General features: G+C 38.4%; 11 protein-coding genes and 3 pseudogenes. 4 read left to right on the top strand and 10 right to left on the bottom strand.

Going from position 1 to position 14,578, the window contains the following annotated elements:
• Positions 1–141: 141 nt before the first annotated feature.
• The 3 genes and pseudogenes from MKZ26_RS08675 to MKZ26_RS08660 all read right to left on the bottom strand — a co-directional run bounded on the left by MKZ26_RS08675 (position 142) and on the right by MKZ26_RS08660 (position 3,082).
• Positions 142–1,352: pseudogene (locus MKZ26_RS08675) on the bottom strand (IS3 family transposase).
• 385 nt (positions 1,353–1,737) lie between these two features.
• Positions 1,738–2,766 (bottom strand): DUF4097 family beta strand repeat-containing protein, encoded by a 1,029-nt coding sequence (locus MKZ26_RS08665; protein ID WP_340765797.1) that lies wholly within the window; start codon positions 2,764–2,766, stop codon positions 1,738–1,740.
• Positions 2,759–3,082, bottom strand: a complete 324-nt coding sequence (locus MKZ26_RS08660; RefSeq protein ID WP_340765795.1) for a PadR family transcriptional regulator — start codon at positions 3,080–3,082, stop codon at positions 2,759–2,761. Before MKZ26_RS08660 ends, MKZ26_RS08665 begins: the two co-directional genes overlap by 8 nt.
• A 348-nt stretch (positions 3,083–3,430) precedes the next feature.
• Here MKZ26_RS08660 and MKZ26_RS08655 point away from each other — a divergent pair, with 348 nt between their 5' ends.
• On the top strand, positions 3,431–3,616 hold the full coding sequence (locus tag MKZ26_RS08655; RefSeq protein ID WP_340765793.1) for a gamma-type small acid-soluble spore protein: 186 nt from the start codon (positions 3,431–3,433) through the stop codon (positions 3,614–3,616).
• Positions 3,617–3,743: 127 nt separating this feature from the next.
• Here MKZ26_RS08655 and MKZ26_RS08650 read toward each other — a convergent pair whose 3' ends face one another.
• The gene (locus MKZ26_RS08650) at positions 3,744–4,418 is read right to left on the bottom strand and encodes a DNA alkylation repair protein (protein ID WP_340765791.1); all 675 of its coding nucleotides are present in this window, start codon (positions 4,416–4,418) and stop codon (positions 3,744–3,746) included.
• Positions 4,419–4,869: 451 nt separating this feature from the next.
• Between MKZ26_RS08650 and MKZ26_RS08645 the strand changes: the two are divergent.
• A pseudogene (locus MKZ26_RS08645) lies at positions 4,870–5,411 on the top strand (amino acid permease); the annotation flags it as partial.
• A gap of 69 nt (positions 5,412–5,480) precedes the next feature.
• Here the strand turns inward: MKZ26_RS08645 and MKZ26_RS22350 are convergent.
• The 3 genes and pseudogenes from MKZ26_RS22350 to MKZ26_RS08630 all read right to left on the bottom strand — a co-directional run.
• A pseudogene (locus MKZ26_RS22350) lies at positions 5,481–5,768 on the bottom strand (LysE family transporter); the annotation flags it as partial.
• A 124-nt stretch (positions 5,769–5,892) separates the two neighbouring features.
• Positions 5,893–7,125 carry an MFS transporter gene (locus MKZ26_RS08635; protein ID WP_340765787.1) on the bottom strand — a complete coding sequence of 411 codons (1,233 nt, stop codon included), beginning with the start codon at positions 7,123–7,125 and terminating at the stop codon, positions 5,893–5,895.
• Between the two features lie 151 nt (positions 7,126–7,276).
• Positions 7,277–7,903, bottom strand: coding sequence for a LysE family transporter (locus MKZ26_RS08630; protein WP_340765785.1), 627 nt, complete (start codon positions 7,901–7,903; stop codon positions 7,277–7,279).
• Positions 7,904–8,232: 329 nt separating this feature from the next.
• Here MKZ26_RS08630 and MKZ26_RS08625 point away from each other — a divergent pair, with 329 nt between their 5' ends.
• Positions 8,233–9,618: a leucyl aminopeptidase family protein gene (locus MKZ26_RS08625; protein WP_340765784.1), complete on the top strand. Its 1,386-nt coding sequence runs from the start codon at positions 8,233–8,235 to the stop codon at positions 9,616–9,618.
• A gap of 270 nt (positions 9,619–9,888) precedes the next feature.
• On the opposite strand, the gene MKZ26_RS08620 is transcribed toward MKZ26_RS08625, so the two are convergent.
• A complete protein-coding gene (locus tag MKZ26_RS08620; RefSeq protein WP_340765781.1) occupies positions 9,889–11,076 on the bottom strand; it encodes an ABC transporter permease in 1,188 nt (395 codons plus the stop codon).
• A 245-nt stretch (positions 11,077–11,321) separates the two neighbouring features.
• Between MKZ26_RS08620 and MKZ26_RS08615 the strand changes: the two genes are divergently transcribed.
• Complete coding sequence (locus MKZ26_RS08615; protein WP_340765779.1) at positions 11,322–12,869, top strand: sensor domain-containing diguanylate cyclase; 1,548 nt, start codon at positions 11,322–11,324, stop codon at positions 12,867–12,869.
• A 68-nt stretch (positions 12,870–12,937) separates the two neighbouring features.
• Here the strand turns inward: MKZ26_RS08615 and MKZ26_RS08610 are convergent, their stop codons facing one another.
• Entirely contained in the window at positions 12,938–13,822 is an 885-nt protein-coding gene (locus MKZ26_RS08610) for a TRM11 family SAM-dependent methyltransferase (protein WP_340767631.1), read from the bottom strand.
• 74 nt (positions 13,823–13,896) lie between these two features.
• Positions 13,897–14,478 carry a branched-chain amino acid aminotransferase gene (locus MKZ26_RS08605; RefSeq protein WP_340765777.1) on the bottom strand — a complete coding sequence of 194 codons (582 nt, stop codon included), beginning with the start codon at positions 14,476–14,478 and terminating at the stop codon, positions 13,897–13,899.
• Positions 14,479–14,578 lie beyond the last annotated feature (100 nt).

Below are 14,578 nucleotides of genomic sequence, written 5' to 3'. Positions count from 1 at the left end.
CATATCCTATTGCTTACCGAGCAAATCAGTAAGCAAAGCGATCATATCTGGTATTCTGTCAAGAAAGTGGACATGAATTAATGAGCAGTTATTTTAAAAAGCCTACCGCGCTGCGCTTGCTGTACTTTCGTGGAAGAGCAGTTAAAAAGCCAACTGCTCTTCCACGAAAGTTGTGAGTGGTTTCTGGGCATTTTTCTCTTTCAATTCTTGATACTGTAACTCGAAAAAATTAGGGGAGACATAGTCTAACGTGGAATGGATGCGTTTCTCGTTATAAAACGAGATGATGTAATCCAACACTGCCGTCTCTGCTTCCTTTCGTGTCTTGAACTTCATTCGGTAAATCAGTTCCTTCTTGATTGTCGCATGGAAGGATTCAATACACGCATTGTCGTAACAGTCACCTCTACGACTCATGCTGATTTGGCACTGCTTCTCTTTAAGCAGTCCAGTATAAGCAACAGACGCATACTGGGAGCCCTGATCTGAATGGTGAATCAACCCTTCTTCTGGGGAACGGAAATGAAAAGCACGCTCCAGCGCCAGTTGAGGCAGCTGCGTGGATAAGGTGTTCGCTAAGTTAAAACCAATGATCTTACGAGAGAATAAATCCATCACCGTAGCCAGGTATAGCCACCCCTGACTTGTCCAGATATAGGTGATATCCACGACCCACACTTGATTGGGATGATCCGCATGGAAGTTTCGTTTTAACAAATTAGGATAAATCGGATGTTCATGATTAGATTGAGTTGTCACCGTATAGTGAAAAGGCACTGTAGCGCATAAGCTCAGCTCTCTCATATAGTTTGAGACAGTCTTCTCTGAAAGTGGTACCCCTTGTTTCTTCAGAATCCGTTGGATTCGGGGGCTTCCATAGACCTCCCGATTCTCGTAAAAAATTTGTTTGATTAACTTTAATGCCCCTTCTTTTTTCTTCTGCGAGGCACTTTGTACTTTTTCTCGCCATTTATAGTAGCCGCTCTTTGAAACCTTTAGAACTTCGCACATCCTATTCACGCGGTATTCTTCCCGGTGCTTTTCAATAAATGAATAGATCACTGCAGGTTTTTTGAAAAGATGTGCATGGCTTTTTTTAAGATTTCATTCTCTTCCTTCAGTTCCTGGATTTCTTTTTCAAGCGCTCGTTGCTGCCTTAGCCGCTCGGTAGAGGTTACAAATTCTTCCCCATTACGTTTTCCTTCCAGTTCTTTTCGATGTTGACTTACCCACTTTCGCAAGGTACTAACAGGCACATCCATCTCCCGTGAAATTTCAATCTGTTTTCTTCCGTCTTCCACCACCAGCTTGATCAAATGCTCTTTCAGCTGATTATCTATTCGTTTCTTCATAATGGACACGCTCCATTCAGTTAGTTTGTTCTCTCCATCCAAACACGCTCATTGGATTGTGTCCACTTTCTATACTACATTCATATCCCATTGCTTACCGAGCATATCAGTAAGCAAAGCGATCATATCCCATTGCTTACCGAGCATATCAGTAAGCTAAACGATCATAAACCATTGCTCCCGAGCAAATCAGTAAGCAAAGCGACCATATGCCATTGCTATCGAGCATATCAGTAAGCAAAGCGATCATATCCCATTGCTCCCGAGCAAATCAGTAAGCAAAGCGATCATATGCCATTGCTCCCGAGCAAATCAGTAAGCTAAACGATCATAAACCATTGCCACCGAGCAAATATAAACCATCACCAACCAATCATATCCATGGTCACCCGACCGTAATCCGTCCATTATCCGACTTCAAACGAATCGTATGTTCACCAGCGCCGATGACCGTCCGTGAATTGCGTTCGCCAAATACATCGACTTTACCATGGCCCGTTTTCGTATGAATGGAGACATTTGTTGGCTTGCTAGTTGATTGAATAACAATGCTTCCGTTATCAGTTTGAAAATCAATATTTCGATCAAGGCTGTCCGTCTGAAGTGTAATACGGCCATTATCAGTACTGCCAACAATGGAACCCGTGACATGTTCGAGCTCGATTCTACCATTATCAGACTCAGCTGCAATGCTGTCCGCATCGACATGACGCATTTCAATTCGCCCGTTATCCGTTTTCGCTCGTAAATGATCGATTTGCACCTTATCGATTTCAATTCGTCCATTATCCGTTTCAGCTGTCAACGAAGTGGCAGCAATCTCTTTTAATTGGATTTTTCCATTGTCGGTATTTACACTGACTTTTTTGCAGAGTATTTTCTCAGCAGAAATCCGTCCATTATCTGTCTTCATCGCAATCGATTGATACAGCTTCATTGGAATGATCACGTTAAGGGTCACCGCTTTCATATTGAAATTGAACATGAGTAACCAGTGGCGTAAACTTTTAAGCCTGATGAACAATGTATCGCCAACGACTTCCGCAGTTAGTTTCAATTTTTCATTAGAACCAATCAATTCAACGGTCGTCATAGAACTGTCAGATGGACTGACAAATAGTGCGCCATGCTGGACGTTGATATCGACATTCAAAAACAGGTTATCTTGGATTGTAATGATTTCATTCGTTGACACGATTTCCGCCTTATTTTCCACAAATGAAGACGACTCAAGTAATTCTTCAGCAATTTTCCTAGGAGAGCCTAGGGAGGTGGCGATGTCGTTTTCTGATTTTCCATCCTCACGGCCATTCGTGAAGTATTCTTGGATATCTTGAATAATTTCATTCCGTTCCTCAGCAGGCAGTTGGTTCAATGCAGTTTCAAGTTCAACTATAAATTGGTTTTCAGTCATTCCTTACACCCTCCTCGATTAATGTATTCACGCCATCCGTGAAACTTTTCCATTCGCTTAACTGTTCATGAAGATATTCTCGGCCAGCATCCGTCAATGTGTAGTACTTACGGGGAGGGCCTTCCGTTGATTCCTGCAAATAGGTCGTGAAATATCCTTCTTTTGTTAAACGACGCAACAGGGGATAAACAGATCCTTCGGAAATTGCAATTTGATCGGAAATCTTTTGCACAAGCTCATAGCCATAGCGATCTTGCTTATCAAGAAGAACAAGCACGCATAAATTCAGCACACCTTTTTTGAATTGTACATTCACTTCGCTTACACTCCTTTCACTATAGTTCAATGGACAGTACTATCTCATACAAAGTACTTGTTGACAACAATATATCATATAGTATTATTCATTGCAAGGTACTGGTTTTGTCATTTATACAAGTACTTTTCATACCCACACAATTTCCGCATATAATTTTGAGTGTTAGCCAAACTAATGTGTAAATCCGAATTGCCTCAATTGGGAAAATTGCGAGCATTTATGAGGAAGGCAAGTAACGGTGATATTCCTGGCATTTGATAATAATTTCATAGTTGGCAGGAAGAGCCTGCGTGAAAATCTTTCATTGGGGAACTATAAGGGGACAAAATAATTGGAGGTTCTCAAATGAAAAGTAATAGTCAAAAGAAATTTACAGAAGCGGGTACGGACATTATGAAGGTTAAACGACAAAATGAAGAATCTGGTCTAACGTATAATGAGGTGAAAGAAATACTTGCTAAAACGGGTGGAACTGGAACCGCAATTTATAGTGATACTAATATGGAAGAGGTAAAAAAGAAAAATCTATAAAAAAGATGCCAGGTAACCGAACCGTTTTTAATGGTGTGGATACTTGGCATTTTTTTAGATTAAATAACTTCAACTTAAGGGGAGATTTTCTTGTTTTGATGGTTTACTTACACTGACAAGAGAGAAGTCACTTAAAATGCTTCAACGCCTCCCGCTTACTAAGCGGCTTTAATGGATGCTCCCCCACAAATACTTTAACAAGATCTGGATACGTTTTTGCATATTCTCGCAATGCCCAACCAATCGCTTTTTGTATGAAAAACTCATTAGAATCTGAATGCTGTTTGATAATCTGGAATAATAGCTCGGTATCTGTCTGTTGTTTGAATTTTAATTGATGAAGAATTGCTGAACGGTTTGTCCACATATTGTCCGAAAGAGACCACTCCAACATGATTTTTTCACCATATTCGCGATCAAGTTTTACAATGTGACCTACAAAGTGAGGCGCAATTGAATCCACGCTATCCCACCATGATTTCGTTTCAATTAATTGAAGTAAAGCAGGAAAATCATCTGTCGTTAAATGCTTTTTCATTTTCTCAATCAGCGCAATTGCTGCATATTGGTACTCCCTCTTCGGCAGTTCATAAAGTTTCCACACTTCTTCAAACAGCTGCTCAGGTCCAGGCAACGTATATTCGGCGAAGTGCTCTTTCAATAATTCCTTACGTCGAGGACTTTTGATACCGAGGAAAGGGAAATGATTTTTCAGATAGGCCATCATCGGTCCAGCTAGTTCTTCATTGCGATTTGCTTCAAATTTCTCAATAATTCCTTGATGATTCCATACTGTTTTCAATGAAATTACCTCCTGACGGTGTGATTAAGAAAAGCGTATCAAAAAGAATAACTTAATGCTATATACTTGGCACTATTAATTTAGAATTCAATAGAAACTGCAATAATCTATTTGTACGACACATGAATCTAGCGACGTAGCGATATTGGAAACTGATTCCTAGTAAAAATCATTTCCTTTCCAATTGTTAAGTGCCGAGTATATAGATGATATTGAGGTATATTTCTTGAATAAATAATTTAATCGGAATGAAATAACAAAGTTCTCAATATGGAAAACAGTCCTGTGAAGCGAGTAACATTCGCATCACGGGGCTGTTGTAGTAGTGATGCTTTCTTGTGTTAAATTAAGGGAAGCTAATAATTTTAATAAGTTGAATCTATTGCATTAATAGAAGTTTTTTATCATTTCGATAACAAATAAATCCGCTGATTTGTGGAAGTCTATCTTTATGTGGAGGTGTAGAAATGGGGGGACGTCGGGCGGCAGGAATGAAACAGCAAATTTTGCTTGGTGGCAATTATCCCTTATCGGAGTAGGTCGCATTATTGGTACAGGTTTTTTCCAGGCATCAAGTATTGCGATTAAAATAACAGGTCCTTCTGTTATCAGGGCTGCAAGTGCAACGTTTATCGTGTTTGAAATACTAGCGAAAATGTCTGCAAAGGATCCGCAGCAAGGATCATTCCGTACCTATGCCAAAAATGCATATGGACGTTGGGCCGGTTTTAGTAGTGGTTGGGTTTTCTGGTGTTCGGAAATATTAATCATTGGCAGTCAGCTTAAGGCGATTTCAATCTTGTCTAGATTTTGATTTCCTAACGTTTAGTTATGGATATTTACACCGATCTATGCCGTTTGCGGAAATTAGAAAATGTATACGCTGTAATGAAAATCGCCGCTATTTTTATGTTTATTGTGATTGCCATTTTAGCGCTGACAGGGATAATTGAGGGCAATCTAAAGGTCGGAATTCCTCAATCTGCAGAAGATTCAAAAGTGACATGAAAAAACCTGGTAATAAGGAACGTCTAAGACGAACTTTTTACCGAATTTCTAAGCTAACTCAATTTTATGTAGCGAAAGTAAACCCTCAATACCCGTATATTTAAGAACAAAACAACCAAAAGACCAAAGAATTATTTTTACAAGAGGGAACTCAATAATTTGGCCAATCCCGAAATATACCATAATCATATACAAGACATCAGCTGTTAAAGCTCCAATACCAAAAATCCAAGCATGAAAAAATCCGTTTTAAATCCCTGTGTCTAGTTGCGCCGCGTTAACAGGGCCGATTGACGCAGCCAAGGATACACCTAAAAAGATATAGGTAACTATTGAATTCATGAAAAAGTCCTTCCTTAAAATGATATCTATGCATCTTATTCGAAGGGATTGACCTGTACAGCTATCTAAAGGAGAAATTCTACTTGAAAAAGGACTTAGCAACAACCGCTACTAGGTCCTTTTTTTACGCTATTTTATTTGTTTTTTCAATTTCCTCGACTTTGATGAACTTAAAGACAATGAACATTAGGATGAATCCCAATACACCTGCAGTAATATAGCTGACATTGAGAAAATTTTTCATAGCAAGTGACATAATAGGGGGACCAGCTGCAACACCGATAAATCTCGCTGAGCTATAAAAAGAGGAAACCGTGCCTCTTAACTCTTTTTTTATGTTTTCTGTAATAATAGCGTCGAGTGCAGGCAATAATGCACCAATAGCTATTCCAACTATACTCGTTACTACTAACAGAAGGATCAGTTTTTTACTTGTAAACCCTACGAATATAACGCTGACGGACATTGCAATCAAGCAAATAATCATTACTTTTTTTATCGTCTTTAGATCCCCTTTAATTTTTCGACCGGAAATAAACGAAGAAATACAAAGTAACAGAAGCGGTATGGCCAAAACAAACCCTTTTTTTATGCCCTTTACATCATGAACTTTTTCAAGGTTTTCTGATAGGAAAAATAACATACTGAATAATATCAGCATAACTAGGACCCCATTAAGGAACACGGTATACAACCATTTACCTTCCACCTTGAATACTTTTTTTGTGTTACTTACAAATTGCTTAAACTTTACAGGATCATCTTTTTCTTTGGGGACTTTAACAAAGAAAAAAATAAGTGCAAAAGAAATTAAACTAAGCGCTGAAATGGAGAAGAATGGCAGGAACCATAAAATAGCGGCAAATACTGAACCTAAGATGGGACTTAATACTTTTCCAAACGTGTTCGACGTTTCGATAATACCCAAACAAGAACTCATTTTTTCATCATCATCTTGATAAAGGTCACCCACAAGTGGCAAAATGATTGGCATGGCTCCAGCCGCCCCTACTCCCTGCAGGATTCTACCAACGATAATCATTGTGTATGGGTCCCCCATTTTCCATGAAGCAAACCCTGCAATCAGACCCCCGATTAAAGCGAAGATTAAACTTGGTAATATAACCATTTTCCTACCAAAACGGTCTGATAAATAGCCGGCTACTGGTATTAGAAAAATAGCCGCAACTGAATAGCTTGTAATGATCATGCTCGACTGAAATGATGTGATTCCAACCTTTTCTTCCAGTATCGGGAGTACTGGAATAAGCATGGAATTCCCTAGTGTCATGATAAGAGGAATTGAAGCCATACTTACAGTGCACCATATACTTACTTGAACCGTACTTTTTCCCATTACCACACCTCGACTAATCCTGTTTTTGACTAATAAAGGTATGGTCTCCTTGTGTGTTCATTTTATGCGTTAGATGTTTATTGTATAGTCTTTACTAAACAGTACTATGTGAAAATGGGGGAACAGACTTATGAAACCAGGTGAGGGTGTATTAAAATAACGCTTGAAAAGCCTGCATGCCAAAGAAGATTCCGAAACCAATCATTATTATGGATGAAATAAGAGAGACGATTTTCAAAAGCTTGGTGGATAATAATTTACGAGCTCCACTGGATAAAAAGGACATTATAAAATCCACTAAAATAATGCCAGCCAAAATGGCGATACTATTTATAAAAATTTGATAACCTGTAGAGACTCTAGCCGTATTCGCGAGTATAGAACCATATATCCCTAGCCAAAAAAGAATGGTCAGTGGATTCAACAATGACATGAAGAAACCAGATAGTATTGATTTTCTAAGTCGGACTCTTTTACCGTATTTCAAATTCATCTCAATTTTATGTAGCGATAGTAAATTTTCTATACCCGTATACAAAAGTACAAAACAGCCAAAAGACCAAAGAACTATTCTCATTAAAGGCGAATCAATAAATTGACCAACGCCAAAATACACTATGAACATATACATGATGTCGGTTGTCAAAGCACCAAGACTAAAAAACCAGGCATGAAAAAAACCATTTTTAATACCCGTATTTAATAAGACGGACTTAACAGGTCCAATTGGTGCGGCCATTGATATGCCTAAAAAGATATAGGTGAATATAGAATTCATGAATAGCCCTCCGCTAATATGACGTCATTTCATTTTATTCAAAGGCGATGACTTATAGGACTATTTAAAGGGGGAATTCAAATGGAATGTTTGAGGTTGTATTCTCTGCTTTAGAGGCGTCTTTTTACATAATATAAAGTGGCGATGGCTCCGTTCATCCGATTAAAGATTGCCTTTATATAGTGGATTTGGCAAGAAGCAATGAAAAATTTCGATTTAGTAAATAACACTTTGCCTCGTGATTTCCGAAAAAAGATAATTCGTTGAAGTTGGACAACTTGTGATAAACTATTTTAGAAGTCGAAATAATTTGTCCAGGGGGAAATCATATGTCTAATGAAGTAAAAGTTATTTTCGCGAACGATCCAATTGTTTCGGAAAATGCTGCGATCAAACAATTCGTAGCCAATCAAAAGGCGGGGCATAGTTCTGTATTAATTGGAGAAACGCATTATATTGTCGTGAAAAAGTGTAAAGAAAAAGATATGACACTAGAGAAAGTTCGCGCAACAGCAGGGAATATCGTTCGCGATGTAAGCGCTCAAAAAGCCGAAACAGCAATTGTAGAAGCAGAAGTTCTTGCGGACGCCTATACAAAGTTGGATAAAGGATCTGTGCTGACAGCATTTACAGAAGGATGGGAACTAGGAGCGTACCAGTTTGTTACATATAAATCGGATGTCACAGCATTTCAAACTAAGCTTCATGTAGTTGGAGACGAAGCGAAACCATTCGTTGAAGCAGGGAAGATTCGTGCGGCAGCAACTGCATTCTCACGCGACTTGATGAATGAGCTGTCAAACGTCTTAAATCCAGAAACATTCCCGGAAGTATTGAAGAACAACTTTGAAGGTACTGACGTTGAAGTGAATGTGTTCGATAAAGAAAAGCTTGAGGAAATGAAGATGAACGGCGTCCTGACAGTCGCGCGTGGCAGTATCTACAAGCCTTCATTCGTTGAACTAGTTTACAAAGGTGACGCATCGAAACCGCTTGTGGCACTCGTCGGTAAAGGCGTGACATTCGATACAGGTGGCATCAGCTTGAAGAGCGGCAAAGACCTAAGTGATATGCGCATGGATATGGGGGGAGCAGCTGCTGTTTCTGGTGCACTCACATTGCTTGCGAAATCGAATGCGAAAGTGAATGTCGTGGCACTTATTCCAATTGTGGAAAACATGCCGGACAACACATCTGTTTTACCAGGTGAAGTTATTACCTACAAAAATGGATTGACGGTGCAAGTCGGCAATACCGATGCAGAAGGACGCCTCATTTTAGCAGATGCACTTATTCGTGCAGGTGAATGGAAAGCGGACTACATCGTCGATATCGCAACGCTCACAGGCGCAATCGTCAATGCACTCGGCACTGAAATCGGTGGCGTTTTTGGAGATGAGGAACTTTCTGCCCAAATGAAAAAAATCGGCGATCAAAACGGTGATTTCATCTGGCCGATGCCATTAGTCGAAGCGTATGATAAGTCTTTAGACAGTGATTATGCGGACATGAACAACATCAGTTCATTAGGTGGTGCAGGATCCATCACGGCAGGCTTATTCCTTCGTCGTTTTGTACCGAAAGAAACTAAATGGTTGCATGTCGATATGGCGGGCATGATGAGTAAAAATAGTGCTTCAGGATACTATGCAAAATCCGCGACAGGCTACGGTGCACGCCTGTTGGCTGACTATACAACATTTGTTTCAAACTAAAAAGAGAAAGTACTCAGTTATCATGCTGGGTACTTTCTTTTTGTTTATAAAATTGACTGTGTAGTGCCCAAATTAGATAAGTACTTATACAACTATCATCCACATATTACCTCTATTTCTACCTATTATTCCTGGTAGAATGAAAGGCTGGAAACTAATCAATATAAAAATATTTAGGATTTAGTGAAATTTGGTTTTATTGCAAGTGACGTGTATATTAGTGAATTCAGCCTATGAAATTTCTCGAAAAACTCATTTAGAAGTAAATAGTTATTCAGGTTGTCTCATAATTCGTTTTGATGCAAAAAAGTAAACAAACCAATATATAACTAACAACTCCGAGAAAATTATTACAACCACTTTTATAAGAGGATTAGGACTAAACGAAGCCAAGTTGAAAAAAAGTAGCTGCACGATTAATAGGTTCATTAGTAGTTTTTGAAAAGACTGCTTAAGGGCCTTAATGGATACGGGATAAATACGGGAACTGTTATTTATCGAGTATTGTAAAGGAAGTAACTGGTACCCAGATAAAAATAACAGTGGAAAAGCTATAATCCAGCCATTAGCAGGAAAGAAAAAATGAATGCTAATCCCTATTAAGGTTAATCTTGCATACAAATAATAAAATTCATTATACCTAATAAACAAGTGTGAAAATAAGTATGTGTAAGAAGAAGATTGCTTATAAGTTATTACGTTCTTTATTAGCCAACCCAAGAACCTCCTGCGTTTAAACGAATGCTGAAGATGGGGGACATCAATATATAGATTAATAAATTTGTAAATCTTTAATAGGGACTTCTCTTCTTGGCTTATTAAATAGTCCCAATTAAGCCCCGTTCCTTTCTTATTAAATACATAGAACCAAATGAAGGAATTGATAATTAGTAAAGTTCCTGCAATTACCCACTGACCCGTAAACATCAAATAAATAATAGTATAAAATGTTAGAAAGCGAATGACTTTGTGAAGTAACTTTTGAAGTTTAGTAGTCATCCATTGTTCAATCCAAGTCAGGTGAATATTCAAGAGGATTAAGCCTGAAAAAGTAATAAGGACTGTGATCGAAATAATTTCAGTCTGTTTTACAAGAGGACTAATAATAATTAACATGATTAGTAGTTTGATTACATCCATAAAAGTGCTATAAAACATCGATTTTTTAAAATATGAGGATAACGCTGTCTCTGCTGGCATTAAAAAGATGACATCAGCTTTTTTGACAAATGTCCGAATGTTCGTCATCAAAAAAGTAAACGTAATTACTAATGACGCTATCATTTCGGTTGGAAGAAAGGGAGGTAACCATTGAAGAAATTTCACGTAGTAATAAAGAAAAACGCTACCAAAAATGATAAAGGAATAAAATACACCCATTGCAATAAGTGAAAAGTATTTTACGATTTCAACATAAAACTCCTTCAATCTTTTATCCCATATTGAATTATTTTCCATTATATCACCATGACTTTCGAATATGTACTATACTATAAGGGACATTTACTAGGCAAAGTAATCCCTATAGTATATCTTATAAAGTGAGTGTATACCATATATAGGAAGCCGTAGTCTATCCACAACCAATAAAATGCTTCCTAATCCTGTACATATTTTTTGTTAATAATCCAAGCAATTCAACAGTTCTCTAAATAACCGATATAATAATAGAAGTGAAATACAACAAAAAAGAGGTATTAAATATGATCAAAACATTACGATTCTGGATAACGCTTCTCGTATCATTTGCGATGATTGGTATTCTCAGTATCACGTTGTTATCTGGATTTTTTGTTACAAAAGAAAATTTAATAAATAACTCCCTAGAGATTAATAGAGTTTACTCAATGAAGCTGTCGCAACTAACGGAAGAAGTATTTAAAGGAATGCAAAGTAATTTGCAAGTTAAAGCGTCTGAAATGAGTGCTGAAATTGACGATGCTGAAAAGTTAACTGAAAAACTTGCGGACTTAATAAGCAGTAGTAAAAACTTTAACTCGCTCTCCGTTGTTAACAAAGATGGCGTAGTACTTGCCACATCGCCGGAAGTGGGCATAGTAGGGAAGAAACTAGATACAGAAGGTCCAAGAGAAGCACTATCTGAAAGAAAGAACCTGATTTCTACACCTTACAGAGCTGCAACCGGCAGACTGCTTATTCTAATTTCCACTCCATTGTGGAACGAAAAAAATGAATACCTCGGTTTTTTAAGCGGCACGATTTATTTGCAGGAAGATAATATTATTCATGATATTCTTGGCGAACACTTTTCCACGGACGGTTCTTATGTGTGGGTGGTCGATAATAAAGGGATGCTGATTTACCATCCGGACCCTGAAAGAATCGGGGAAACGGTCCTTGAAAATGAAATCACACAAAAAATCCTCCTGCATAAAAGCGGTGCACAAAAAATTATGAACTCAACAGGTAAAGATTATCTTGCCGGTTACACATACATAAAGTCTAGTAAGTGGGGAGTTGTTTCGCAAACACCCTATGAAGCAAGCGTCAAACCTTTATCAGGAATGGTGTACAAAATGTTACTTTACGCGCTTCCATTTGTCATGTTTTTCTTCGTGTTGACGATTGTATTGACTGAGAGATTATCGTCACCGTTGCGCAAATTGGCGATGTTTTCGGCGAATCTGAAAGGAAATGAAAGGACAGGCGAATCGGCGGACATTCCAACGTGGTATTTCGAAGCTAAGCAGTTGAATGAAACAATTCACGATTATGCTAAGAGTCAGCAACAGAGGGTGGAGGATTATAAGGAACGCTCCTACACAGACCCTCTTACCGGACTAAAGAATCGCAGGTATGGAGACAAAGTCACTGCAAAATGGACTATGGACAATCGACCATTTTCTATGATTATGATTGATATCGACCATTTTAAAGCTGTCAATGACCGATATGGCCATCAAATCGGAGACGAAGTACTTAAGTTTCTATCTGGAAAAATGCGCGAAATTATACGGGGCGACGATGTCTGTATTAGATTGGGTGGGGAAGAGTTTGTAATCCTGCTAGCTGAAACGGATGTCAAGGAAGCAATGGATATCGCTGAAAGACTTCGTATAAATGTCTCGTCAACTATATGTCCAACAAATAATAATATAACAATTTCATTAGGTGTCGGTAGTTATCATAGTAATCGGGAATCAATACTAGAACTATTCAGCAGGGTAGACAAAGCATTATATCAAGCAAAAGTGGATGGAAGGAATAGAGTTGTGCTATCTGAAAATTAAATAGCCTCGATTTTTCCCGTGAAATAACAAAAGGAAAGACCTCGTTACTTTAAACGAGGTCTTTCCTTTTATTCACAGACAAGCACTTGTCTGTGAAAATGTCCTTTTTTCGCAACACAGCGATCAGTAATGACGAATCCAGCCTCTTCAAGCATGTGATCGATTGTTTCAATCGTCACTACGATGACTTTCTTCGTAAACCGGCGTGCTTCCTTCAATATTTCAAGCTGTTCTTCAGGAGTAATATGTGTAAAAAGATTATAAGGCATGTCAATAATCGCAACATCATAGTCGTCAACGACTTCTGCAATAGGACCGATTTCTACAGTGCCTTCTAGCTCAAAGTGAGCAATGTTCTTTCTTGATCCCAAAACGACACGCGGGTTAATATCTCGTCCGACGATATTAATGCCCATCGACAATGCTTCAACCAGCACCGTACCAATGCCGCAACATGGATCGATGGCTCGTACACCTTTTGGATGCGGAATCGCAATATTGGCCACTGCTCTTGCGACACGTGTACTTAATGCCGTAGAGTACATATGCGGTTTTTTCTGATGAAGGAACCAGACCGACTCACTTTCAACAAGCTTCCCAAAATGCCACTTACCATCTAATAAAACAATGCCAAACGTATTTGCAGGTGGGTTCACTAAGTCGGGAGTACCATTGACACGTAGTCCAATTTCACGCTCAATTTTCCTACGCTCCGGATGCCCAATCTTTTTCGTCGTATCGAGATCCGTTGTATTCAAACTGACGACTCTAAATGTAGAGCCACCTAAATCGTATTGTTCAACTTGTCGGGAGATTTCCTCAAGATTGTCGCCTTCATACATAATGTCCAGTCGTTCTTTCATAAATGCGCTGCGACTTGGATCGATTTCAATCGAACTTCTCAACACAGTAGAAGTGACATCAAAGCCGAAAAATGATCTCATCTCTAACATGCACAAATCATGCTCATCTGTGTGCTGCGTATATGTGTAAATAAAACCTAAATCATTCAATTAATTCCCATCCTTCATTGCGCTTCATCAACGGCCTCAACCATTTTGAATATAAAGTCATACATCAGTTGATAAACCTCAACAAAAGATAAATCTTCACTAAAACCTTCAATATAATTAAGTGCAAAATTCATATCCCATAACCCGTCTTCATTTGAAAACATCACACTATATTTAGCTCCATCTCCATGTAAATGCTTGTCAAGATATGCCTTCATGTCATTCCCGAATTTCTTTTGTAATTTTAGTCCGAATAGGGCTGTATACGTTTCGAAGACATCATCAAGTTCTAGAACGACAGCGTCGACTCTGATTACTTCAAAAGCATTTGATTCTACGTAAACGAATTCATTCATATGATTTTTTAAGTAGGAAATGCTGTCATTTAGAAAGTTCTGATCTTCCTCCCGTATCAGATTTTCCGTCTCTTTCACACACCGCTCTATGGCACTGAATTTAAACGCTTTCTCTACAACGGTTACATCACCGGCAATCAATTGATGTTTGGCGACATATTCTTTATCCACATTAAAGAACTCGATTTTATTATCCAGCGTATTTTCAGCAATATACTTTTCCATCTGTTTTTTTAACATTTCAGATCAGCTCCTTGACTAGAGAGGAATTGAATTATACTCTGTTCCTCTTACCTACTAGTATAGCCTACATTGTTTCATTAGGCTTTTAATTTGTAAC

The organism is Sporosarcina sp. FSL K6-6792, assembly GCF_038004885.1.
Taxonomy (GTDB): Bacteria; Bacillota; Bacilli; order Bacillales_A; family Planococcaceae; genus Sporosarcina; species Sporosarcina psychrophila.
Note: the sequence above shows the minus strand (reverse complement) of the source record. Positions and strands in the feature narration are given on the sequence as shown.

Excerpts from the sequence above, each read along its gene's own strand:
- MKZ26_RS08615 (WP_340765779.1), top strand. The coding sequence starts at position 11,322 with ATGATCAAAACATTACGATTCTGGATAACGCTTCTCGTATCATTTGCG.
- MKZ26_RS08620 (WP_340765781.1), bottom strand. The coding sequence starts at position 11,076 with ATGGAAAATAATTCAATATGGGATAAAAGATTGAAGGAGTTTTATGTT.
- MKZ26_RS08655 (WP_340765793.1), top strand. The coding sequence starts at position 3,431 with ATGAAAAGTAATAGTCAAAAGAAATTTACAGAAGCGGGTACGGACATT.
- MKZ26_RS08625 (WP_340765784.1), top strand. The coding sequence starts at position 8,233 with ATGTCTAATGAAGTAAAAGTTATTTTCGCGAACGATCCAATTGTTTCG.
- MKZ26_RS08630 (WP_340765785.1), bottom strand. The coding sequence starts at position 7,903 with ATGAATTCTATATTCACCTATATCTTTTTAGGCATATCAATGGCCGCA.
- MKZ26_RS08610 (WP_340767631.1), bottom strand. The coding sequence starts at position 13,822 with ATGTTAGAGATGAGATCATTTTTCGGCTTTGATGTCACTTCTACTGTG.
- MKZ26_RS08665 (WP_340765797.1), bottom strand. The coding sequence starts at position 2,766 with ATGACTGAAAACCAATTTATAGTTGAACTTGAAACTGCATTGAACCAA.
- MKZ26_RS08605 (WP_340765777.1), bottom strand. The coding sequence starts at position 14,478 with ATGTTAAAAAAACAGATGGAAAAGTATATTGCTGAAAATACGCTGGAT.
- MKZ26_RS08635 (WP_340765787.1), bottom strand. The coding sequence starts at position 7,125 with ATGGGAAAAAGTACGGTTCAAGTAAGTATATGGTGCACTGTAAGTATG.